This window comes from Mesorhizobium sp. WSM4845 (genome assembly GCF_055811455.1).
On record NZ_JBVVQA010000022.1, the window covers coordinates 100,915 to 123,739 of the forward strand.

Genomic DNA, 22,825 nt, shown 5'->3' on the forward strand with positions numbered 1-22,825 from the left:
ATCCATGCAGATGCAGTTTTTCTCCCATGACGGTTTTGACCTTGCCTTCCTCGACCGCCAGCCGGCATCGGGGCAGGGCGATCCGGTGCTCATGATCCATGGCTTTGCTTCGACCCATTACGTCAACTGGGTGTCGCCCGGCTGGTTCAAGGCGCTGAACGATGCCGGCTACCGCGCCATCGCCTTCGACAATCGCGGCCACGGCGCCTCGTCAAAGAGCTATCAGGAGGCCGATTATACGCCGGCAAGAATGGCCTCCGACGGGGCAGCGTTGCTGAACCATCTCGGCATCGAACGCGCCCATGTCATGGGCTATTCGATGGGCGCGCGGATTTCCGCTTTCCTGGCGCTTTCCGATCCGGACAAGGTGGCGACGCTGGTCTTCGGCGGTCTCGGCGTCGGCATGGTCGACGGCGTCGGCGACTGGGATCCGATCGCCGCCGCCCTTCTGGCCGACGACCCTGATAGCACCAGCAATCCGCGCGGCCGCTCGTTTCGCGCCTTCGCCGACCAGACCCGCAGCGACCACCGGGCGCTGGCCGCCTGCATTGCCACCTCGCGGGAATTGCTGGCCGAGGCCGACATTGCGCGCATTGCCCAGCCGACGTTGATTGCCGTCGGCACCAAGGACGATATCGGCGGTTCGCCCGACGAACTGGCCGCCTTGATGCCGAACGCCAGGGCGTTCCACATCGAGGGCCGCGACCACATGCTGGCCGTCGGCGACAAGTCCTTCAAGCAGCGGGTGCTGGAGTTTTATGCCGAAAATCCGCTGTGAGTAGTAGGTACGCCTCTTCCTTCTCCCCTTGTGGGAGAAGGTGGCCGAGCGAAGCTCGGTCGGAAGAGGGGTGTTCCAGCTTGGCACTAACAGTGCTCCGGCCAGCACCCCTCAACCGTCTTGGCGCTGCGCGCCAATCCACCTTCTCCCACAAGGGGAGAAGGAGAAGCCAGCTCACGCCCCGAGCGCTTCGAGCGAACGCGCCATGTTTTGCCGAGCCTGAGCCTCGAACCGCTGCCGGAACTCCTCGGTGTGGAAGATGTGCGGGCGGGCGAGGAAGCCCTTCAGGACAGCACTGCGGCCGGCGCGCCACATCGGCTCTTCCACCCAGCCATATTCGCGGCGGACCGCCTGTTCATAGGCGTCGAACGCATCAGGCGGCGCCCCCAGGATCGCCAGGTCCATGTCGAGGAACAGCGCTGCGTCGCGGGCGGCATTCTCGTCGTCAAACTGCGGCAACTCATGTGTGGCGGTGGCTGATATCATCGCCGTGATGCAGCCAAGGCGCTGCGCATCGGTGCGGCCGGCGAGCTTTTTCTCGGCAAGGGCGGCACTCCTCGCCTCGTTGTCCTTGGCCCGGCTGTCATAGATGGCGTCGTGGAACCAGATCGCCGCCTCGGCCGCCTCGGGGTCGTGCAACGATGCCCGATAGTGGCCGGCCAGCGCCAGCATCGCCTCGATATGGGAAAGGCTGTGATAGTGGCGTCCTTCGGCCTGGTAGAGCGCGGAAAGCTCGCGCTTCAGCGGCTCGTCGATCAAGGCTTGGTTTTCCATGGCCGCTTGAATTTCCGTGAACCAAATCCATTTGACGATGCACTAAAGAAAATTGAGTTCAACCGTGCTATGATCTGGCTTATAGAGCATGTCGCGCAAAAGAGCGCAGCGGTTTTGGTGCCAAGCCGGAGACATTAGGCCGGAGACCATTGATGAACAGCGTTACGATTGCCCGCCCGACCATGGTGAAGCCGATCGACCCGATCTGGCGCTCGATCCGCGACGAAGCAATGGAGGCGGTCAACCGCGATCCGTTGCTGGCGGCGTTCCTCTATTCGACCATCCTCAACCAGGAAAGCCTGGAGGAAGCGGTCATCCATCGGCTGGCCGAGCGGCTCGCCCACCAGGATATCGGTTCCGATCTCATCCGCCAGACATTCAAGGCGATGGCAGCCGACGACAACGACTGGTCGTCGACGGTGCGTGTCGACATCCAGGCCTATTACGACCGCGATCCGGCCTGCGACCGCTTCATCATGCCGGTGCTCTATTTCAAGGGTTTTCATGCCATCCAGACGCACCGGCTGGCGCATTGGCTGTGGAACCAGGGCCGCCAGGATTTCGCGCTCTACCTGCAGAGCCGGTCGTCCTCGGTGTTCCAGACTGACATCAACCCGGCCGCCCGCATCGGCAAAGGCATCTTCCTCGACCACGCCACCGGCCTCGTCGTCGGCCAGACGGCGGTGATCGAGGACGACGTGTCGATCCTGCACGGCGTGACGCTGGGCGGCACCGGCAAAGCCGGCGGCGACCGCCATCCAAAAATCCGCTACGGCGTGCTGATCGGCGCCGGCGCCAAGATCCTCGGCAACATCGAAGTCGGCCATTGCTCCAAGATCGCGGCAGGCTCGGTGGTGCTGTCGCCGGTGCCGCACAACAAGACGGTTGCCGGCGTGCCGGCCCGCGTCGTCGGCGAGACCGGCTGCGACCGGCCCTCGCGGCAGATGGACCAGCTTTTGCCGTCGCAGTCGATGGACCACGTCGTCAGCTTCGACATCTGAACGCTCGGGCAGGGCCCGTTGCAAAGGCGTCTTTCTCCCCGTCACTATACGGGCAGAAATGCCCGGCAGGGCAATGAGGGGCAGCGCAAACCTCTAGCGATTGCCCCGGTTCTCTCGCCGGCTTGTCTTTACATCGCCATTGTCGACGTGCCAGAAGCGCGCTCAAATGAGCAAGACCGACGATCGGAGAAGACTTTTGAAGCCGGACGAAATCAGAAAGCTGGACGCCTATTTCAAGCGCGTCTTCCAGAACCCCAAGCTTGAAGTGAAGGCGCGGCCGCGCAAGGATGATTCGGCCGAGGTCTATGTCGGCGACGAATTCCTCGGCATCGTCTTCAAGGACGAGGACGACGGCGACTATAATTTCTCGATGGCGATCCTCGACATCGATCTCGCCTGAGCCGGGAGGCGATCGGTGCCGGCCGACCTTGAGCCAGCTTGCCGCCGCACCCTCTTCTTCAACGTCGGCGATTGGCGAAAGAAGAACGAATAGCCAATCTCCCCCCTTGAGGGGGAGATGCCCGGTAGGGCAGAGGGGGGGTGCTGTCCCGCCGACGTCGCGCAAATTTCTGCGCTGCGCGATCAAAAAGTCACTGAGCAGATTCTCGCACGGTTCGCTTCATCATCATCCTAATGCCCGGCCTTCAGCATACGCGCAGCCTTGGCGGCGATGGCTGCGTCGAGCGCCTGCCAATCGCTCAGAAATTCCATGGGAAAGCGGTAGGTGAGGCTGAGATTGTCGCCGACCAGAATGTCGCGTTCGCAGGGCGCCAGCGATTGCGCAGCACTTGCGCCGCTCAGGCAGCGGGCCACGAACGGGTCCTTGCCCCGGCGATTGCCGACCGCCAGCACTTCATTGAAATAGCCTGATTTTTCACTGAAGCCGTAAAGCGTCGTGCCGCCCGGACCGGGCGTGCCAGGCTCGACGATAAGTGCGCTGTAGATCGGCGCGAAGCGGCCGCTCATGTCACGCGACATGACCTGTCGTTCGAACGACAGAAAAATGATGCTCCTGCTGGGTCCAGTGTGGTTGAAATCGTCGCGGCCCGCCTCGCTGTAGCCGTCCATTTCGGGATAACGCAGATAGAGGTCGAGGCGCGAGGCGATGCCGTCGCGCCGCGCCTGGTCGAAGCGGATGACATTGGCCGGCACGGCGATGACGTTGTTGCCGATCACCACCTCGTGGACTGTCGTGTCGTCGGTATATCCGGCCATGGCGATCGAACGGCCCAACCATTTGCCGCCAAGGCTGATCATCATCGAAAGCACTGCCAGCGCAGCGAACACGTAGAACACCCGCTTCATCAGCTTGGAATCGACGATGGTGAGTTGCGGCCCGTTGGCGGCGGCTGCCTGCTTCATCGCGATCCCCGATTATCGGCGGCCTGTCCCAATATGTCTGTTCCCTTGGGCTGTCCTTGAGCGACCCATGTGCGTGGCACGGCTCTTGCGGCACGCCTGTCGAAACACGACTGTGCGATTTCATGGTAAATGGAAGGTGAAGATGGGTCCGGTTGGACGCACACTCGTTTCTTTTAGTGTTGCCTGACGGCGCTGATCTCTTGCGGTTGCACCGCGACGATCTTTGGCGTTGGGCGTCGTGCTGATCGACATTGCATCCCAGGCAGGCACTCTCCTAGGGTCGACCCATCTTTCAGCCTGAGACGATTCGGAGGAGAAAATGCCGCTCTATGCGATCGATGGAAAAGCCCCCGGTTTCGAGGACGCCGACAGCAACTGGATCGCGCCCGACGCTACCCTGATCGGCGACATACAGATCGGCCGCAACGCGGGCTTCTGGTTCGGCGTCGTCATCCGCGGCGACGACGAGCCGATCATCATCGGCGCCGATACCAATGTGCAGGAACACACGGTCATGCATACCGATGTCGGTTTTCCCCTGACCATCGGGCAAGGCTGCACGATCGGCCATCGCGCCTTGCTGCATGGCTGCACGATCGGCGACAACAGCCTGATCGGCATGGGCGCCATCGTGCTGAACGGCGCGAAGATCGGCAGGAACTCGCTGGTCGGCGCCGGCGCCCTGGTCACCGAAGGCAAGGAATTCCCCGACAATTCGCTGATCATCGGCTCGCCCGCCCGTTTGGTGCGAACACTGGACGATGCCGCGGTGGCAAGCCTGCGGGCTTCGGCCGCGCACTACGTCGCCAACGGCAAACGCTTCAAGGCGGGGCTGACGAAGACCTGAGGCCAGCCTTGGTCAAATCTTCGGCTATATGGTTCACCGGCATCGTCGCCCAACTCACCGTCCATTGGAGCCACGCCTGGTCATTGCATCGCACAGCAACGAAGCGCCGGCTTCAAAGCCGGCATTGTCGGCGTCCTCGAGGGCTGTCGTATAGTCGTCGATGCGGGTTTCGAGCGATGGGTCGGCGCCTGCCGCCAACAGCAGGCGGATGGCATCGACGCTACGGATGGCGACCGCATAGTGAAGCGGCGTCCAGTCGTTTACGCCCCGCATGTTCAGGTCTGCGCCCCCATCGATCAGGGTTCGGACTATTTCCAGTCTGTCAGCCCGGTCGGCGGAGAGTGCCGCAATGATTGCCGGAAAACCGCCGTGGTGGTGATAGTTCGGGTCCGAGCCCGCATCCAGTAAGATCGAGATGAAAGCGGCGGGGCTCCAATAGATCGCATACTCCAGTGGATGCCCAAGGCCGAGTTCAAAGGGCATCTGCTCGTCGAACCAGCCGGGTGAGCCGCCGAGAGCCACACCGAGGGCCTCGAAGTCGCCCGCCTTGAACGCGTCGTCGATGGCCTTGAACAGGCGGTGGCGCTCGCATCGATCTTCCGGGATTTCCAACATCGCAGCGATCCGGAGGTTGAATTGGCCGCCATATTGCTCCCGCCCGGCGCTGTCTGAAAGACGTAATTCGGCAGCTGATACTTTGCGCCGCTGGTACGCCGAACTTACCGCATCGACATCAAGTTCGTGATCAGACCTGCCTTGATGTTGAGCACGGGTCGATCGACCTCCGGATGACCGATGTCGTTCAGCTGATCGGCCGTCAAGTCGGCCAGTGCCCTGCGTCTTGCGACGGTGCGCCGCCACCCCCTGAAGCCGGCAATCATCATTGCTGCGCCCTTCAGGCTAGGTCCAACCAAATGTCTTTTCGAGGTGCGGGCGGCGCGAGTTTGCGTGTCAGCCATTTTTAGTCTCCCATTTCGAGATTTGCGGATGAGAGCGTGCCATGCGGCTGTTTTCGGGCTGTTCGGCTGTGCGTGAAAAAACGGAAAAGCCCGACGAGCTGCCGTTAAATCGGTGTTAAATCCATCTGCCGGAATGCTATTCTGCCGCGGCGGTGAAAGTCTGGAGACGGATCTGTGCGCATCAGGTTGCTGGGCGGCCTCGAGATTACCTCCCCGGAGCGCCGGCCCGTCCGCTTCGCCACGCGCAAGACTTCGCTGCTTTTTGCTGCCTTGGTGCTGGCGGGCCGCCGCGGCCATCGTCGCGAGTTGCTTTCCGAAGCCTTTTGGCCGGGACGAAGTAATGGGCAGGCGCGCAATAGTTTGCGGCAAGCGCTGGTCGACATCCGGCGCTCGTTCCCGACCAGCAAGGATGCCACCGTCTACATCGACGGGGATCAGGAAGCCATCGCGCTGATTGCCGGTCCGGATGACGCGGACATTTCGATCTTCGACCGCAAACTGGAGCAGGGCGGGGCGGCGGATCTCGCCTACGCCGCCGACCTCTACCGCGGTGGGGTGCTTGCAGGGGAAGCCATCCCTGAGGAACTGGATGAGTGGTTTGGACCCTATCTGGACAGGTATCAGCGCAAGGCGCTGCAGTTGGTCGATCGGCTGAGCCTCGCGCTGCCGATACCCGGCTCAGCGGAAGAGACGGCCTGCGAAGGGCTGGCAGAGAGATTGCTTGCCTCAGATCCTACCGCGGAGGCCGCCCATCGGGCGCTGATCCGGATCCACGCTCAACGCGGTCACGAAAACGCCGCCTTGCGCCAATTCGAGCTCTGTCGCAATGCCCTGAGAAAGCATCTGGATGCGGAGCCGGAGGCTGAGACAAGCTCGCTGGCGGCTTCTCTGCAATCCCGCGAACGAATTGGATATCAGCGGCCCGGGCCGAGCTCTGGCGTCGTGTCGCTGCCGCAGGTCCTGTCAGTCCCAGCGAGACACGACGATCGACCGTCGGTGGCAGTGTTGCCGTTTCAAAATCTGAGCGGTGATATGGAGCAGGAATATTTTGCCGACGGTATGGTGGAAGACATCGTCACCGCCCTGGCTCACTTTCGTCACCTGTTCGTAGTCGCACGGAATTCGAGCTTTGCCTACAAGGGACGCTCGATAGACATAAAGCAGGTCGGGCGTGAACTGGGCGTGCGCTATGTGGTCGAGGGAAGTGTGCGGAAAGCGGGTGAGCGCCTGCGCATCACCGGACAACTCCTCGACGCTTCGAGCGGCCTCCACCTGTGGGCTGACCGTTTTGAAGGTACTCTAGCCGAGGTTTTTGATTTTCAGGACCAGATCGCCTCGAGCATCGTCGGCGCGATCACCCCAAAGGTCGAGGAGGCGGAAATTGAGCGCGCCAAGCGCAAGCCGACTGAGGACCTCGACGCCTACGACTATTATCTGCGCGGGTTGGCGTCCCACGACCGAGCGGTCAACACCAAGGAAACCATGGATGACGCTCTGCGGTTCTTCATGAAGGCGATCGGCTGTGACCCGGTGTTCGCTGCCGCCTATGCCCGGGCGGCGCGCTGCTATGCGGCGCGAAAGAGCAACCGCTGGATGATCGATCGCTTAGAAGAGACTGCCGAGGCGACCCGACTGGCAAAGAGAGCGATCGAACTTGGATGGGACGATGCAATTGCCCTTTCGTACGGCGGATACGTGCTCGGCTATGTAGGCGGCGATGTGGAGGAAAGCGCGGCGTGCATCGAACGCGCGCTTGGCCTGAACCCGAACTTGGCTGCGGCGTGGGGTTACAGCGCGTGGGTTCAAGCGTGCTTAGGTGAGCCGGAGAAAGCCGTCGAGCGCGCCGCGCAGGCAATGCGCCTCAGTCCGTTGGATCCTCGCTTTTTTGTTTGGGAATTTTGCACCGCGCTCGCTCACTTTTGTGCCGGGCGCTACAACGATGCTGCTGAGTGGGCGAAAAGGTCTTTGCGTTCGCAACCAAACTACGCGAGTGCGACGCGTGTGGCGACGGCAAGTTACGTCTTGGCCGGTCGGCTTTCGGAAGCCGAGAAGATGATGGCCCGCCTGCGCGAACTCGACCCTACGTTGCGGCTTTCGAATCTCGCTGAGGTGCTGCCGCCGTTTTGTCGACCGGACGATCGCAGCAGATATATCGAAGGACTTCGCAAGGCGGGCCTGCCCGATTAACGCCGTGTCAGCGTGAAGCGAGGCAAACGGCTTCGGCACCAGATGGCCGACGTACTGCCGATGGATGCTAACTATAAGGTGACGGTTGACCGTGGAGGCCTGTGACCTAGCTTAAAGCTTAGCCGGACCGTCCAGAGCCGGAAATGGTGGGATGGTGCGCTACCGTGGGAGAACTCTCGGGACGTTGAGATGCAGAGGTGCAAGTCGGCTTTTCAGAGCCTGTGCGCCCTTGGCGGCCGACAATCGGCGGCCACGGCCTGTCAAGTTTCGTTTCAAACAAAAGTCATCTGCGCCGGCACGCCTATCAACGCGCGACCGCCGCTCCGCCATGCAACAACAATTCGAGCACTGGAGGGACCTCGAAGCAAGTGACAGCTTCGAACGCGACCAAAGGCTTTAGCCAGCACCAAGGCGAGGGGCCAACAACGCTTCACGATCTTAAGATTACACCCAAAACCGCACAGGCACGGCAATGCCAAATCATCTTGCCGAAATTTACGCAAACAGCGCAGATCTCGCCGTCCTGGGCGGGATAGCAGCATTTGCCTCGATGGGCCTCTATCTTGTGCTAAGGCGTATCCTTATCGGGGTGCAACGGCGTCGCCTCAAATCAGATGTGAGCGAACGCGGATCTGACCTCCCCGAGGAGGAGGTGTCTTGGGATTGGGAAATCCCGGTCGACCTTGCAACCGAGCCTGCTTCTTCTTCTCAGATTGCCGTGCCCTCAGACGCGGCAGACCTGGATATTCGGCGTCAGGATGCCAATTGCCTTCGGTTCGGGGTGCGAATCGAGTATTTCGACGTGATCTCCGAAGCTTGCGAGAGCTCGTCTGTCACCCAGACCAACGCTGTCGCTTCCGCGACGAACATAGCGCAATCCGGCCGACTTGCGACATCGATCAGGGAAATCGCTGGCTATGTTCATAGGCAGGTGGCGGCAAATCTTGCCGCCCTAACTAGTCCAGTATTGACGGCTCTGAGCCGTATGCCAACACAACTCGCCCTCGCGGAGAATCCCGACACCACCACGGCGACGGCCTCACCTCCTCGCATTCGCAGGCCGATCGGTCTTGTGCCCCGCTTTGGCGTCGCAGCAATCTGTCTGGCCGTGCCGCTTAGCTATGCGATGACGAGACAAAACTGGGTCGAAAGCGCCCCCGCCATTTCGCTGGTCCAGGGCAACGTCAATCCGGAGCTTTCGCGATCCTTCGAGCTTCCGGCGAGTGCTGCATTGGATGTGCGTAGGCCAGCCCAGGGAGACGAGCGCACGAGTGTCGAATTGCTCAGCCCGGATCTCACGGCTGCCCGGGCGCAAGTCGAAGCAGCTGGTGCTCAGGCAGCCGCAGCGAAGGAATTGGACGGCCAGGAGCGCCGGGCGGCGGAAGGTGAGCGCGCCAGGAGCGCCGCTCTGCAGCGAGCGCTGCTCGAATCGCGCAAGGAGATCGACGCGCTGAGGACAAGCATGGCAGCCGCCGCCAACGCACGCCAGGAGCAATTGCGCAACGAGCTCGCGGCAGCCCGTACAGCTGACGCATTGCGGCGCCTTGCGGGAGATGCCCGCACGATGCTGAGCGAGGCCACCAACTATGTCTTTACGGAGATGCCCGCTGCTCACCTGGAGCGTCAGCGAGCCGGATGGGTGGCGCGCGATCTATCGCGAGCGCAGGCGCAAATTGAGCGGCTTGAGACCGAGGCCGCCGAGGATCGCGCCAAGGCCAAGGCTTCGCTGGCGCAAGCGAGCGGAATGCTCGATGACGAACGCCGAAAGTCAGACGAACTTCGTGGCGAGCTCTCCAAAGTGAAACTGTCCAATGCTGCGCTCATGGAGCGCGCGGACGCGGCTGAGCAGGAATTGACCGGTGCCGTCACAGCGAGAGAACGAGTGGAGCAGACGGCAGCCGAGACGGAGCGGGCGCTGGCGCGACAACAGGCGGCAGCAGCGTCGACGCGTGAGGAGCTGAAAAAAGCTCGCCTCGAGCGCGACGCGGCTGAACAGGAACGAGCCAGGGCAGTCTCAGCGAGAAAGCGTGCCGAGCAGACTGCAACCGAGACATCGCAGGCTCTGGCAAGAGAACGCGCTGCAGCAGTCTCGACGGGGGAGGAGCTGAAAAAAACTCGCATCGAGCGCGACGCGGCTGAACAGGAACGAGCCAGAGCAGTCGCAGCGAGAGAACGAGTGGAGCAGACTGCAACCGAGACGGCGCATGCTCTGGCACGAGAACGCGCTGCGGCAGTCTCGACCCATGAGGACCTCGATAAAGCTCGCCTCGAGCGCGACGCCGCCCGAGCACTTTTGCTACAGGTCGCCAAGCTGAAGGAGGCTTTGGACAAGCAACGTGACGTCACTGTTTCTCTTTCCCGCGACCTGGCCGCCGCGCGCGCGGACAATGACAGGCTCAGGGCTGAGCGTCGCAGCGCCAAGATTGAGCCGCCGCTGAAGCGGCGCGCTGGCCGCGCAGCCGCCGCTGCCGGCGGGGTGAAGGCTGTCAGCCAGAAGACTGCACGCAGCAAGGCTCGCGACCCGGCGCGGATTGCGGGGGTGCGTTCTCTCACACTTCCCTATCCCCTCAGGCCAAGACAGGCGACATTGGAGTGATTTCCAAAACGACTGCGCGGTCCTCCTGTTGAAGGCCCAAGCTCTTTGAGATCATTGCGACACGTGTGTATTGCGAGAGTAGACTAGGATGAATCGAATCACCCCAGTCGAATTCATTCTGCTCTCGTCGGCGAGTAGTTCTGCGCGATACGCTATGTCAGCCCGATCACACTGCCTGTAGCATTCAATTCGCATTTGATCGGCGCCTGCCGCGTCTCCACGTTGCCTTGCCGTCCATAGTCGATGCTGACCTCGACGGGAGCTGAGATCGTATCCGGGGTCAACCGACGCATGGAACCTGCGCTGCTGACGCGCACACTGGTCGCGCCAAACGGGGCGGCGGCTGACTCGATTGCGTCATGGCAGGCGCGAACGACTTCATACGGGACGCCCGGCAGCGCCTTGATTGGACTGACCGTTGCTGGACTGTCGACGTCACCAGGAGGCTGAAGGCTGGACGGAAGGTCGAGCGACCGTCCACTTGCGGACCGGGCGACACTGACGGCAGTGGCGGCCGTGGTTGCCGCAACTGCCGCCGTTGCAGTGGTGCTGGTCCCATCGTCATCCACCGGTGACCTGCTGCTGGAGCCGCTGGGTCCTTTGTGCGCGCCGTCTTTGCGGCCTTCACCGTGATGGCTGGCAGCGCTATTGCCTCCGCCACCCTGGCTGGCAGCGCTATTGCCTCCGCCACCATGGTTGCCACCGCTTTTGCCTCCGCCGCGCTCGCCGCCGGCGGTAGCTCCTGCGCAAGCTACCGCGATCGAGCAAGCGAATACGAAATATGCCCAGCTGGATTCAGAGGATTGACGCACGACCACCTCCATAAAGTGCGTCGGTCGAACCGTCTTTCCGCGCCATGCAGTCAGAAAGGCGCAACCGCCGCCGCCCCCAGGCAAACCTCGCGACTAACCGCCCACGGAGGGTAACTAGGGGATCAATCCGGTGTATCAAGGACGCTGTACGCGGTACGTGCGTCGTCCCGGCTACCGGCGGGAGGGGAGGCCACGATCTGACCACGTCGCTGACATTCTGAGGTGCAGCGTTAGAGAACTGCAAGCGTCTCTACAACTAGCCGACTCGCCTTTTGAAGCGGCCTTTGACCGGACGATCACTAGTGGATCGGCCATTGACGATGCCTTGCGCCTCTTCATGAAGGTGATCGACCGTGATCCGGAGTTCGCGATAGCCCATGCGCGGGCGGCGCGGTGCTACGCTACCCGAAAGAGCAACGGCTGGATGGTCGACCGCGCGGAAGAGATTGCCGAGGCTACTCGACTGGCCAGGAGAGCGGTCGAACTCGGAAGGGACGATGCGATTGCGCTTTTCTACGGTGGATACGTCCTCGGCTACGTAGGCGGCGACCTTGATGACAGTGCCGCTTGCATCGATCGCGCGCTCGCTCTCAACCCGAACTTGGCGCCGCTTTGGGCGTCAGCAGCTGGGTGCGGGCTTGCTTGGGCGAGCCAGGCAAGGCCGTCGAGCACGCCGCGCTTGCCATGCGCCTAAGCCCATTGGATCCACGCCTGTTCGCTTGGCAGTTCAACACTGGGCTCGCTCATTTTTGTGCCGGCCACTACGATGACGCTGTCGCTTGGGCGGGAAAGTCGCTGCGGCACCAGCCGAACTACGTGAGCGCGATGCGTGTAGTGGCGGCGGGTCATGCCCTTGCGGGGCGCCTATCGGAAGCGCAGCAAATGATGGCTCGGGTCTGCGCGTTCGATCCATTGCTGCGGCTTTCGAATCTCGCCGAGGTGCTGCCGCCGTTTTATCGACCGGACTGGTCGCAGCAGATATATCGAGGGCCTTCGCAAGGCGGGCCTGTCGGGCTAACGCGGTTTCAGCGTGAGGTGAGGTATATGTCGGCTTCACCGACGCATACTGGATTTCGAAAACCTAGCGTAGCCGGATGCTTATTCAGCCGCAGTGGCGGCGGCGCGGTTGCTGGGCACGCGTCATGTCGCCACGTTGGCTAGAAGAACTCACGCGCCGCCCGCGCATCCTGGCTGTCGTCGAGCTTACCGACAAGCTCGCCGTGAGGCGCGATTAATTCACGCGCTTTCTCGACATCTCCAAGGCTTCGAAGACAGCGAGCGAGTTCCACAGCGATACGCAGTTGGCCAATCGCGGAACGCTGCAAGGTAGCGACGTTCGCAGCCTTGTGGAGCATCTTCTCGATCTCGTCAGGTCCGCCACCGCTCTTTTCGCGGATACAGGCTTCGATCCTAAGTACTTCGGCGAGCTGGAAATAGGTTCCGTTGTAGCGGCCGAGCTCGAGGGCAGCTTCAACCGACTTGCGAGCGCTGTCCAGCCTGCCGCTGTCGCCCAGCGCTTCGGCGTAAAGGCCTATCAGATAGGGCAGCCCCATTTCAGCGCCGGTCCGGCGAATGGCAGATATAGCTTCCTCCATGCCGCGCAGGCCGGCCCCCCGTTCCCCAAGCCGGAATTGCCCCCATCCAACCTGGAACGCGGCTTGGCCGACAAGGAGCGGCAACTGGAACTTCTCTGCTATCTGCAACTCGCTTTCCGCCGCCCGAAGCGCGGCCTCAGGCTCCCCCGCGAACATATGGAGGTAGCTGGTCCCCCAATACGCAAGCGCCATGCTCAGCGGATGCTCGAAACGTCCGGCGAGCCCGGTTGCGTCTTCGCACCGTAGCCTTGCCTTATCCGGCTCGCCGGCCAGCCAGGCTGACAATCCCGAGAAGCAGCGGCAGCAGACGCCCGGGTCATGACCGGAGTACCTGTACGTCAGATAATGATCGCGGTCGGGGTGGTAGAGGCCGATGGCGCGTTCCGCATGGTTCTGGGCCGCCGCGGTCTCCCCAAGGAAGAAATTGTTTGTCCAGAACATGTGCTCGGTCTCGATCGCGAGACCGGGATCGCTGTCGTCCTTAGCCATGCCAGCCCATCGGCAGGCCAGTTCCTGCGCCGCTGCCGGCTTACCGCTAAGCATGTAGTATTGGGCTCTCCCGCGCAGCGCCGTGAACAGACGCGCCTGGTCGCCGATCTTACTGCAAAGTTCCTCGGCGCGCTCGAACGCGGCGAGCACTTCGGTCGCACCCCAGCCACGGGCCGCCATGAGGGCCACGCCCCTCGCGAGCTGGAACTCGATCTCTTGCTCATCGGCGTCGGCGACATCGTTGCTCCTCAGCAGCCTGACCCCAAGGTCCAGTTGCTCAAGTGCACTGACGTGCGCCGACCGCCTGATCGCCTTGCGAGCCGAGATCAGAAGATAGCCGACGGCTTCGACCCAGAGGTGAGCCTGTTGCGCGTGTCTGGCCAGGCGTTCGCTGTGCTCATCAAGCCGGTCCGCGTAATGGGCCTTCAATTCGGCAAGCGCAGTCCTGTGGAGCTCAATGAGCGCCGACGATACGATACGTCCGGACACAGCAGTTCGGATGAGGACGTGCTTGAAGCGGACGAAAGCCTCGGGAAAAACCTGAAGCTCCACTAGGAGATCGGCCTTCTTCAAATTCTGGAGGGCGGCATCGAAGCGCAGGCTCGACAGCGTCGCCATCCTTCGTAGCAAGGGCACCGGAATCTCTCCGCCGAAGATCGAGGCGACCTCGGCTACCCGCTTCGAATCCTTGTCGAGACGTTCGAAGCGAGCGTCGACAATCGTCTGGATACTCGCCGAAACGACGATCTCGTCGACCTCGCCAGAAGGCCGGTAGCGGCCCGGCTGCCCTTCCAGCTTGCCGGTCTCGGCGAGAGCGCGGACGGTCTCTTCCAGGAACAATGCATTGCCTTTGCACGCATCCCCGACTGCACCGCGGAGCTGCGCCAGCTCAGGGTCCCTGCCAACCAGGTAGTCAAGAAATGCTGCTGCTTCGGCCGTATTGAACGCCGGCAGGCGGATTTCGGAAGGTCCTGCAGCGGCGAAGGCACCGCGATCGTATTCGGGTCGACAGGTCAGGATAAGCAGACAGCGGACAGTGGGCAGTGCCTGCGCCAGCCGCACCAGGACCCCCTCACTCTCGGCGTCTATCCAATGAAGGTCCTCGACCAGGAGAACGACGGGCTTCTCGCGGCCAAGGAAGAGCAGAAGCCCAACCGCTGCTTCCTGCATGCGCCGGGATCGCTCCTGGCCAGAAATGATAGCCCAGTTCGGATCCTGAACGGGCAGTTCCATGACTGCCATGATCGGATCGAGGAGCCGCTCATCGAAGCCTAGCGCGCTTTGCGCGGCCAGTACCTTTTCGATTGCGATTGGCGGCGCTTCGGTGTCGCCCACGCCGAACAGGGTTTGCAGCAGTTTCCGAATTACGACGAAGCCGCTGCGCAGGTCCGTTTCGAGCGCGCCGACCTCGAGATTCTCAGCATCATCGTGAGGGATGGCCCCAACGAATTCATGCGTGACACGCGACTTGCCGTGACCGGGATCGCCGACCACGAAAACCGTCTGACCTTCGCCGTCGAAGACGTCATGCCAGGCCTTGTTCAGAATCTGCAGTTGCATCTCGCGGCCGACGAACGGCGACAGCTGCGTTTCGGCGCGCAACTGCCAGCGCGAGCGGCCCCGCCTGATCTCGATCACTTCAAAGAGCCGCTGGTTCTTCGGGTATTCCGACAGAAGTGGCGCTGCCAGCGCTTCCATACTGACGAAGCCGCCAGCCGATGCCCGGGTCCTGGCGGTTGCCACCACGAGATGGCGCCCCAACGCCTGGCTCAGCGTATGGGCCACGGACACCGGCCCGCCGCGCACCTCCAAAGCCCGGTCACGTGCCGGGCTGACGATCACGATGCCTGTGTCCAGGGCAGCACGAACGCCGGTCATCCAATCGCCATGGCGCAGCGCGAGCTCGCGCAGCGCGAGTGCGGTCCGGCAGGCAAGTGCAGCATGTCCTTCGAGCGGCTCAGGCGCGCCAAACGACGCGACGAGCTCGTTCTCGGAAATCGTCAGAACCGTTCCTCCGTTGTCGCGCACGAGTGCGGTGGCCTGCATGAGGAAGGGGTCGACCCGCTCCAGCGCGACATCGGGAGGCAGGTTCTCCATCACCGGTTCGGGGTATTGGAAATCGGCGCACAGGATCGTTGCCTGTCGCCGGGTCCTCGGGTCGACCGCAACGACCGTTTGCGCCTGAAGCGCCTCGTTGGCAAATGTCGACGCCTCGAGAATGAAGTTGCGGAACGCGGGTTCCTCGGCAAGAAGGATGTGATTGGCGCTTTCCAGTTCGACGAAGCGGGCACCAGTTATCGATCTGGCGAGCTCCAAACCTTCCGAGAAAGGCGCGACCCGGTCGCCGTTGGCATGCAGCACGAGCGCTGGCACATGCAGCCGTTCAAGCGATCGCGATATGTCAATGTCGGCAAAGACATAGCTCAACCGCATCGCGTTTTCCGGCGTGAGTGTCCGGCGCTGCAGCTCATTGAACCAATCCATCTGCACGCGATTGGCGCCCGGTATAAACAGGTTGGTGAACATTTGGCGGAACAATGGGTCGTCCCGACCCCAGCCCTGACGCATCAACGCCGAGATTGCTTCGCGTTTGACGATCTCCGCCGCATTTCCGCGCGCTCGCCATCCACGAACATATCCCCCCCAAATCAAGAGACCCGCGACCCTCTCGGGATGGCGAATGGCGTATTCGACAGAGAGAGCACAGCCTTGCGATATTCCAAGGAGGACGAAACGGTTGAGGCCCACGGCCTCTACGACGCATTCGAGATCGTCGACGAATGCATCGAAAGACACATCCTCACAGACTGTGTCGGAAAGGCCGTTCAGGCGCCCGTCGTAGCGTACAAGCGTGAAGCCGCTGGACAGCCCGTCGATCCAATGCCCCCAAACTGGGCTTTCCCAATCGAAGTCGAGATGGGACATCCAGTGCGAGGCACGCACGATCGCTGGCCCGGATCCGCTGATGACATAGGCGATCCGGGTGCCATCGCGGGCATTGACGTAGCGTATCTGCTGCTTACCTGACGAAACCTTCGTCAAAGGCGACGGGACGGGTTCGGGCACGGGCCCCGCCAGCGGAGGTTCGGGGGCCGGCCGGCTAACAGGTCCAGCCGTCGTGCCACTTCGGATCGGGGCAGCGGCGACGGTCAGTCGAGCCTGATCGTTAATGCGGGCGATCTCGTCTGCTAGATCATTGTCCGGAAGAAGTGACTGCAGCGTGTGCACGTGGGGAAGCGCCCGCTCAGGCTCGTCGCCCAGGCGATCGATCAGGGCGCGTAGCGCCTTCAGGTGCAGAATCTCGGTCTCGTTCGAACAATAGACGCGCCAAGCCTCGAACGCCTGGCAGCGCGGCAGATAGAGGTCCGACAAGAACGGGCCGGCGAAAGCCGCAGCGATCGATTCCAGACGCTCTGTAGGCAGCGAACCAACCGCATCGGCCGACAGGCCCCTGATCAGATCGTAGTCGAGCCAGATCGATCCCGGCTTCAGTTGGACCACGTTGCGATCGGCCGCAAGCCGGGTCTCGCCGTCGGCATTTAAGATCCGGCGCAGCTTCGAAAGGCTCCAACGCAGCGCGCCCCGAGGATCATCAGGGACGTCCCAAAACATCTCACAAAGCCACTCGCGGCGCTGCTGCTTTTGCTGCACGGCCAGATAGGCGAGTAACGCCCGCGTCTTGCGCGATTGCGTTAGGGCCACAGGCTCGCCATCACGGCGAACCGTGAGGTCGCCAAAGACCCTTACTTCGAAGGCCGAGCTCAATCCGGTTGTCCTAACCGTATGGTCGGCCTTACATTAGCGACGAAGCATTTGGGTTCGCAACACCCAAACCGATGGCGGACGTGTCTTCACGCCCGCCATCGCATTTGACCCGTACTCCGTCACCGGACCTCAGCCCTGCGAGCGATCTCGCAAAGGCGTCTGAAGTTAATCACGCGGTCGAGATGCTCCCGGACTGCCTCGAGCGGCGGACCTTTGCGGATGTCTTTCCACAGAGTGGATGTCGGGGTTGCATAGATACCGAATGAGATGTTCATAAAGTTGGCTCCTTGGTTTGCAGCGGACCATTCCGCTAAGTTCCTCGAACATGCGTTCTGCCCGTTGGAGACAGCGTGTGGGAGAGCATGGAAATGCGGAGCCGCCCGGCAGCCTATGGCGGCTAATCGAGCGGCACAGTGTAGGTTGTTGCCGTGCCGGACAGGCAAATCTCGCCTGCCGAGTTTGCGACGGTGGTTGACAGCGTGCAGATCGGCTTGTCTTCCCGCACGCTAAGCACCTCCGCGCGTGCGACGATCTCCTCGCCAATACCGACAGCCTTGAGGAACTTCCACTCGACGCCAAGAAAGACGCTGCCGGGTCCCGGTAAGTCCTCGGCCACCAGCGCATTGAGAAGGCCGGAAGTGACACCGCCCTGAACTATGAGACGGCCGAATACGGTGCGGGCGGATAGGGCATCATCGTAGTGGAGTGGGTTTCTGTCGCCGGTCATGTCGCTGAACGCAATGATGTCGCTAGCACGAGTGATGCGCCTTCGCTCTGCACTGGCCCCGACTTCCGGTTGTCCGAACCGGACCCCGGACCATCCGGATCGTATGGTCGTTTGCATAGCCTTGCTCCTTGTTTTGTGTTTCAGATTGCCTCTAGCTGCGACGTCACTAGCCCTTGCTGGAGAGGCGGAACCTCGCGATCGCGCGCCGCCCGGGCCAAGAGCACAGCGACTTCGGATTTCATCGCCTCGCTGAAGCGCTTGTGGCGTTCAGGTAGCTCTTCGAGGGACCAGTCGAAGGCACTGATGGCGTCCGTGGTCTCAAGGATGGGCAGCGCGAGGCTGTCGCGTACTTCCTGGAACTCCCGCAATGCGGACACGCGACAGGAAAGTATTGCCGTCGCGGCCCCTTCGGCATCACGCAGGGCGTCGGAAATACCATGCGAGGTCAGCGGATCGCGGAAGAAGCCGGCATCGCCGACCAGCATCCAGCCAGGGCCGTATGCCTGCCGCAATCGGCCGGGCGTGCCGCGGAAGGCCTTCAGACGTTCGCCACCATTGCCGAAGACCCGCGATCCCAATCCGGGTGCCAGCGCTGCCAGGGCAAGCTGTGCGGCGGAAAGATCGAAGCGGAACTCCGCGTCAAACCGCTCGGTCGGAACGGATGCGACGATACAGGCAAGCCCGTCATTCGTCGGTATCACGCCGCCGGATAAGTTCCGGCCGAAATACCAGTGGTATCCCGAGAACGCCGGCGCGGGGGCGTAGCCGAAGACATGTGCCACCGAGCACCGCCCCTGCACCAGCATCCGTGCCTCGACCTTGCGAGCGACAAACGAGCCGAGCCCGTCTGCTCCAACCACGATATCGGCGCTTATCTCGCGAGTTTGGCCGCCGGCATCTCTCAATGTGACGCCGCGAACACGGCGATGTGCGTCGAACATGAGATCATGGACCGGAGTGTCGTGCATAATCGTGGCTCCAGCGGCTCGTGCTGCATCGACCAACATGCGATCAAGCACCGTGCGGCGTGGAGCGATCAGGCCCGGAATATCTGGCTCGGGCCGAATGGGCACCGTGACCTCCTGCTCGCCATAGTGAAAAGTGGTAGACCTGATCACCGGCGCACCGCTTTGGATCAACGGTTGGAGCAGGCCCCAACGCGAAAGCTGCATGACGGCTGGTCGCATCAGCGCGTGTGTAGACAGCGTGTCAGATCCATAGGACTGGCGGTCGACTGCCAGCACCCGCAATCCTGCCCGGGAGAGCAGCATTGCCGTCGAGGCTCCGGCGCAGCGCGCGCCGACGATGATGGCGTCGTAGTGAGAATGTGCGGGGACGACATTGGAAAGCATCGGAATGTCCTTATGCTGCCTTGAGGCCGCTCTGACCGAGGTAGTGTGAGACATGGTCGGCGATCGCTTGCGCGTCCGGCCCAACGCCTCCAATGAAATTGGAATCGCGCTTGCGCAGAAAGCGAAAGCCAAGCGCATAGAGGCCGGCGACGGTCGTTATCCCGCCCTTGTGGGCCAGTTCGCCATCGGCGGTGATGACGGGCAGTTTCAGCCATGAAAACGAGCGGCTGTAGCCGGTCGCCGATATGATGGTGCCGATGTCGTCGTTCGCGAACGACAGGCGCTTGAGGCAATTCGTCGGCAGCTCGATCGGGGCGGGGGCGCCGGCCATGGATTTGTGACCCGCGAACTGGTCGACCTGGCGAAGGAGCCGGTCCTGCTTGGCGTCCGCCGCCGTGATGCTATCTTTGAGATCATCGGCAAAGCCAATTGTCCCGTTCGAGATGCCTTTCAACCGCCCGGTGAGTTCGACTCCGATGCCCTGAAGGGTCGCCAGATCGACATTGGAGCGATCCGCCCGACCGGCAAGTTGAAGTGAAGGCTGTCGTCTGGCGCTGTCGGGATCTGTCAAATCGTCCAGCCGCTGGGACATGAATCCCATATGGTAGAGCCACCAGAAGATATCCTTGTCTCGCCAGGTGCGCGGCAAACGCGTGTGCTTGCCGACGGACAGGATTACGCGTCTGCCACTGCGTCGCAGCTCGTCGGCAATCTGGACGCCCGACGACGATGCGCCGACAACCAGCACGCCGCCTGACGCAAGCTGGTCGGGACTTCGGTACTGCGAAGCGTGGATGCTGACCGGTTGGTCCGCGCTGGTATGCAGGGGGAAGGGCATGCTCGGCACGTCGCAATGACCAGTGGCCACAACGACGACTTTCGCCGACCAGTCGCCGGCGGTCGTCCGCAGCCTGAAGCCCTGCCCATCCTGTTCGCACGACAAGACATCGACGTACGAGCGCACCGGCGCTTGCGATCGATGGGCATAGCCAACCAGGGTTTCCACAAACGCGTCGCGGCTCATGTAGCCGTCGGGTTCGGAGCCACAATATGGGGAGCCTGGCAGCGCGTTCAGCCAATTGGGCGTCAAAAGGCGGAGCGAACGCCATGTCGAGGACCGCCACCGTTCGCCAATGCGCCCGCGTTCCAGAATGACATGCGAGATCCCACGTTTTCGAAGGCAATGGCTCAAGGCGATGCCCGCCTGGCCAGCGCCGACGATGACAACGTCAGCCTGTTCCATATTGTTTCCATCAATTTTGGAGGGCGACGGTTCAGACACCCGTCCGAACCGCCTTGCCGAGTGGATCACTGAATGGTTTTGACACCGACCGAAACGGAAACACCGTTCGTCAGCATGTCGAAGACCGCGGACCGTGCCCGTGTCTGCTCGACCAATTGCTGGAGCTTCTCGGACGGCGCATCGCCCTCGATTTCGAACGCCACCGTGATGTTGTGAAAGCCGTTTCGGACCTCGTCGGAAATCCCGAGGATGCCGCGCAGATCGATGTCGCCATCGACCGAGCACTGCACCTTGGTCAGCTTGATGCCGCGCGCCGCGGCGATGTTGGCGACGCCCGCCATCAGGCAGCTGGCGAGCGCATGCAGCAGCCATTCGACCGGGGTGGGGCCGTGATCGGCGCCGCACAGCACGGCCGGGTGGTCACTGTCGGCGTAATAGGCTTTGGCATGCTTCTGTTCCTGGCCGGCGCCGTGGAAGCCGAGCATGACGCTCTTGCTGTGGGTGCCTTCGACCCACTCGTTGTGGACGCGGAACTGGAACTTGGCCAATTCAGGCTGGCCGGCGACAAAGTTGATCGTTGCCAGAAGGTTCGGCGTGTCGACGCCGTTCAACGGTGGCCTTGAGGACTTGGTGGTGTGTTGCATCGTCTTCTCCAAGTGAATAGTGCGGCGAATTTGCCGGACCGCTTCCTTGTGACGGCGCTGCGTTTGAACGAGGGTGGTTGCGTTCGTGGAATTTGCCATGGAATTGCTGATCCACATGCTTCCACGCTACGAAACGATCTGCGAGACGTGGGCCTTGTTCAAAGCGCCAAAACCCTGGCGAGGTGATCGCCCAGGATTGCGCGGTTGAGTAATTCTTGTGTTGAAGGCCTTGCCCGACTTCGGGGCAACTCTCACGCCCGTCGAGCCGAGCCTGTTCAGCAGGCCGAGTCAATGTGGATCAGCATCATTCGCGTTCAAGCCACCGCGTTGAGCGCTGTTGGCAATTGTAAACCGCATTGACGTGACGTGATCGATCTCCGAGCGGCCGATGCACATGTCGTTGAGCAGATAAGTCGGGCATTGACTGTAGCGCGACTCGCGCGCTGCGCATCTTCAATGCACGGAAGGCCAGGCGGATCGCGGATTTGGCGAAGCCGATAGCGTCGAGCCTGTCGCTCGAGGCGGAATAGTTTGCGTGATGGATAGTGGTCGTTTTTTCTCCATCCTCGCGACGCGACCATTCGCGCCGTCAATTAGAGGAGGTTGCGATAAGACCAGGGAAGTGAGCGTTTGAGCCTCCGTCGAATTATGGCCGAATTCGACGGAATGGATCCGTTAAACTGCGTATGCAACCACGGGAATCGACAGCCACTGTCAATCGCGGCCGCCGGGCTGGGCCACGGGCGCGTTTGGTTTCAAAGCGCGAACATCGCTAACTTAAGTGCCGATTGTTCCGGCATCGGATGCCTCACGCTGCGAGCTGATCCTCGCGAGCAGCCGCGATCATCACACTTGCGAGCAACGCATAGGCTGCCTCCCAAGCCTCGCCGACCGCCGGCGTGAAGGCCGTGCCGAGGCCGGCCGCCATCGTGTCGATGAGCGCTTGCCCGACGATCGGGTAATGATGCTCCTTGAAACCGCAAGCCCCATGACGCTTGGCGAGCTCGCGTACGGTCGGAAGGACGGTGTTGGCACGATCCAGTCCGCGCACGACGGAGCCCAGGCTCGCCATCAGCTCTGCGCCTTGCTTGGGCATGTCGCTCGCCAGAAACAGTGCGCGAAGATCCGAGTCGATCGCGAACAGGCGTTCATAGAACAGAGCCGCGGCTGCCACGCGTATCGGGAGGACCTCGTGGAAACTATCCTGAACAAGTCGAATCTGGTCGGGTGTCATTGGCGACGCTCCTGCGCTCCTGGCCTGCCTGCGGCTCGACCATCCGCCCAAAACGTTTCGCATGCATGTCGTCCGGCGCGTCGATGTGTTTCAGGTGTGTCTCAATTGAGGTTCGGTTTGCGCTCAGTGAATTCAGATTCCTTCTGTGTCCTGACGGTGCCCGGAAACCCTCAATGAAACCAAGCGTCTAGGAAACATTCCCGAACAGTCCTCTGATCACAGATCACTCGATTTTTCATCGCCTGGTAGCTCACGGCCGAAGCTTATTGCGCCGCTGAATTTGTCGCAATCGGAGCAATGTCCGCACCGGTCGTCTCCCGCCATTCCCAACGCGCAAGTCGGATCGTCACCACCAGGATTCCAGTGCCGCTTGAAAAAGGTGGAGCCGGCCCGGGGACGGGGCCGGCTCCTAAACCCGGTCGTTTGGGGGGGGGGCGGTGTGTTTTTAAAAAAAGGCGCG

At 61.9% G+C, this 22,825-nt stretch carries 17 protein-coding genes; 7 read left to right on the top strand and 10 right to left on the bottom strand.

Features of this window, described 5'->3' with window-relative positions:
• Nucleotides 1-10 precede the first annotated feature (10 nt).
• Nucleotides 11-778, top strand: a complete 768-nt coding sequence (locus AC0L2C_RS23305) for an alpha/beta fold hydrolase (protein WP_473524560.1) — start codon at nt 11-13, stop codon at nt 776-778.
• Between the two features lie 174 nt (nt 779-952).
• On the opposite strand, the gene AC0L2C_RS23310 is transcribed toward AC0L2C_RS23305, so the two are convergent.
• Nucleotides 953-1,552 carry an HD domain-containing protein gene (locus AC0L2C_RS23310; protein WP_473524561.1) on the bottom strand — a complete coding sequence of 200 codons (600 nt, stop codon included), beginning with the start codon at nt 1,550-1,552 and terminating at the stop codon, nt 953-955.
• A gap of 152 nt (nt 1,553-1,704) precedes the next feature.
• Here AC0L2C_RS23310 and cysE point away from each other — a divergent pair, with 152 nt between their 5' ends.
• Together cysE and AC0L2C_RS23320 are read left to right on the top strand one after the other, a co-directional pair.
• Entirely contained in the window at nt 1,705-2,553 is an 849-nt protein-coding gene (gene cysE / locus AC0L2C_RS23315) for a serine O-acetyltransferase (RefSeq protein WP_027156043.1), read from the top strand.
• A 196-nt stretch (nt 2,554-2,749) separates the two neighbouring features.
• Nucleotides 2,750-2,953 carry a DUF3126 family protein gene (locus tag AC0L2C_RS23320; protein ID WP_013531334.1) on the top strand — a complete coding sequence of 68 codons (204 nt, stop codon included), beginning with the start codon at nt 2,750-2,752 and terminating at the stop codon, nt 2,951-2,953.
• Between the two features lie 230 nt (nt 2,954-3,183).
• Here AC0L2C_RS23320 and AC0L2C_RS23325 read toward each other — a convergent pair whose 3' ends face one another.
• The gene (locus tag AC0L2C_RS23325; protein ID WP_473524562.1) at nt 3,184-3,915 is read right to left on the bottom strand and encodes a hypothetical protein; all 732 of its coding nucleotides are present in this window, start codon (nt 3,913-3,915) and stop codon (nt 3,184-3,186) included.
• Nucleotides 3,916-4,234: 319 nt separating this feature from the next.
• Between AC0L2C_RS23325 and AC0L2C_RS23330 the strand changes: the two genes are divergently transcribed.
• Nucleotides 4,235-4,762 (top strand): gamma carbonic anhydrase family protein, encoded by a 528-nt coding sequence (locus AC0L2C_RS23330; RefSeq protein ID WP_128246578.1) that lies wholly within the window; start codon nt 4,235-4,237, stop codon nt 4,760-4,762.
• 54 nt (nt 4,763-4,816) lie between these two features.
• Here the strand turns inward: AC0L2C_RS23330 and AC0L2C_RS23335 are convergent, their stop codons facing one another.
• On the bottom strand, nt 4,817-5,377 hold the full coding sequence (locus tag AC0L2C_RS23335; protein ID WP_473524563.1) for an ankyrin repeat domain-containing protein: 561 nt from the start codon (nt 5,375-5,377) through the stop codon (nt 4,817-4,819).
• Nucleotides 5,378-5,481: 104 nt separating this feature from the next.
• Nucleotides 5,482-5,721, bottom strand: a complete 240-nt coding sequence (locus AC0L2C_RS23340; RefSeq protein WP_128246576.1) for a DUF1127 domain-containing protein — start codon at nt 5,719-5,721, stop codon at nt 5,482-5,484.
• A gap of 174 nt (nt 5,722-5,895) precedes the next feature.
• Here AC0L2C_RS23340 and AC0L2C_RS23345 point away from each other — a divergent pair, with 174 nt between their 5' ends.
• The 3 genes from AC0L2C_RS23345 to AC0L2C_RS23355 all read left to right on the top strand — a co-directional run bounded on the left by AC0L2C_RS23345 (nt 5,896) and on the right by AC0L2C_RS23355 (nt 12,010).
• Nucleotides 5,896-7,908, top strand: coding sequence for a BTAD domain-containing putative transcriptional regulator (locus tag AC0L2C_RS23345; protein WP_473524564.1), 2,013 nt, complete (start codon nt 5,896-5,898; stop codon nt 7,906-7,908).
• Between the two features lie 1,462 nt (nt 7,909-9,370).
• Nucleotides 9,371-10,504: a hypothetical protein gene (locus tag AC0L2C_RS23350; protein WP_473524565.1), complete on the top strand. Its 1,134-nt coding sequence runs from the start codon at nt 9,371-9,373 to the stop codon at nt 10,502-10,504.
• A gap of 1,149 nt (nt 10,505-11,653) precedes the next feature.
• A complete protein-coding gene (locus tag AC0L2C_RS23355; RefSeq protein WP_473524566.1) occupies nt 11,654-12,010 on the top strand; it encodes a hypothetical protein in 357 nt (118 codons plus the stop codon).
• Nucleotides 12,011-12,473: 463 nt separating this feature from the next.
• Here the strand turns inward: AC0L2C_RS23355 and AC0L2C_RS23360 are convergent, their stop codons facing one another.
• From AC0L2C_RS23360 to AC0L2C_RS23385, 6 genes are all read right to left on the bottom strand, one after another.
• Nucleotides 12,474-17,165 (bottom strand): alpha/beta fold hydrolase, encoded by a 4,692-nt coding sequence (locus tag AC0L2C_RS23360; protein ID WP_473524567.1) that lies wholly within the window; start codon nt 17,163-17,165, stop codon nt 12,474-12,476.
• A 397-nt stretch (nt 17,166-17,562) separates the two neighbouring features.
• The gene (locus tag AC0L2C_RS23365) at nt 17,563-18,009 is read right to left on the bottom strand and encodes a MaoC family dehydratase (protein WP_027154475.1); all 447 of its coding nucleotides are present in this window, start codon (nt 18,007-18,009) and stop codon (nt 17,563-17,565) included.
• Between the two features lie 23 nt (nt 18,010-18,032).
• On the bottom strand, nt 18,033-19,244 hold the full coding sequence (locus AC0L2C_RS23370; protein ID WP_473524568.1) for an NAD(P)/FAD-dependent oxidoreductase: 1,212 nt from the start codon (nt 19,242-19,244) through the stop codon (nt 18,033-18,035).
• Nucleotides 19,245-19,254: 10 nt separating this feature from the next.
• A complete protein-coding gene (locus AC0L2C_RS23375; RefSeq protein ID WP_473524569.1) occupies nt 19,255-20,487 on the bottom strand; it encodes a flavin-containing monooxygenase in 1,233 nt (410 codons plus the stop codon).
• A gap of 65 nt (nt 20,488-20,552) precedes the next feature.
• Nucleotides 20,553-21,131 (bottom strand): OsmC family protein, encoded by a 579-nt coding sequence (locus AC0L2C_RS23380; RefSeq protein WP_027154473.1) that lies wholly within the window; start codon nt 21,129-21,131, stop codon nt 20,553-20,555.
• An 808-nt stretch (nt 21,132-21,939) separates the two neighbouring features.
• Complete coding sequence (locus tag AC0L2C_RS23385; RefSeq protein ID WP_027154472.1) at nt 21,940-22,365, bottom strand: globin family protein; 426 nt, start codon at nt 22,363-22,365, stop codon at nt 21,940-21,942.
• Nucleotides 22,366-22,825: the final 460 nt, after the last annotated feature.

Excerpts from the sequence above, each read along its gene's own strand:
- AC0L2C_RS23305 (WP_473524560.1), top strand. The coding sequence starts at position 11 with ATGCAGTTTTTCTCCCATGACGGTTTTGACCTTGCCTTCCTCGACCGC.
- AC0L2C_RS23350 (WP_473524565.1), top strand. The coding sequence starts at position 9,371 with ATGGCAGCCGCCGCCAACGCACGCCAGGAGCAATTGCGCAACGAGCTC.
- AC0L2C_RS23330 (WP_128246578.1), top strand. The coding sequence starts at position 4,235 with ATGCCGCTCTATGCGATCGATGGAAAAGCCCCCGGTTTCGAGGACGCC.
- AC0L2C_RS23335 (WP_473524563.1), bottom strand. The coding sequence starts at position 5,377 with ATGTTGGAAATCCCGGAAGATCGATGCGAGCGCCACCGCCTGTTCAAG.
- cysE (WP_027156043.1), top strand. The coding sequence starts at position 1,705 with ATGAACAGCGTTACGATTGCCCGCCCGACCATGGTGAAGCCGATCGAC.
- AC0L2C_RS23310 (WP_473524561.1), bottom strand. The coding sequence starts at position 1,552 with ATGGAAAACCAAGCCTTGATCGACGAGCCGCTGAAGCGCGAGCTTTCC.
- AC0L2C_RS23355 (WP_473524566.1), top strand. The coding sequence starts at position 11,654 with ATGAAGGTGATCGACCGTGATCCGGAGTTCGCGATAGCCCATGCGCGG.
- AC0L2C_RS23380 (WP_027154473.1), bottom strand. The coding sequence starts at position 21,131 with ATGCAACACACCACCAAGTCCTCAAGGCCACCGTTGAACGGCGTCGAC.
- AC0L2C_RS23365 (WP_027154475.1), bottom strand. The coding sequence starts at position 18,009 with ATGCAAACGACCATACGATCCGGATGGTCCGGGGTCCGGTTCGGACAA.
- AC0L2C_RS23385 (WP_027154472.1), bottom strand. The coding sequence starts at position 22,365 with ATGACACCCGACCAGATTCGACTTGTTCAGGATAGTTTCCACGAGGTC.
- AC0L2C_RS23375 (WP_473524569.1), bottom strand. The coding sequence starts at position 20,487 with ATGGAACAGGCTGACGTTGTCATCGTCGGCGCTGGCCAGGCGGGCATC.
- AC0L2C_RS23325 (WP_473524562.1), bottom strand. The coding sequence starts at position 3,915 with ATGAAGCAGGCAGCCGCCGCCAACGGGCCGCAACTCACCATCGTCGAT.
- AC0L2C_RS23340 (WP_128246576.1), bottom strand. The coding sequence starts at position 5,721 with ATGGCTGACACGCAAACTCGCGCCGCCCGCACCTCGAAAAGACATTTG.
- AC0L2C_RS23370 (WP_473524568.1), bottom strand. The coding sequence starts at position 19,244 with ATGCTTTCCAATGTCGTCCCCGCACATTCTCACTACGACGCCATCATC.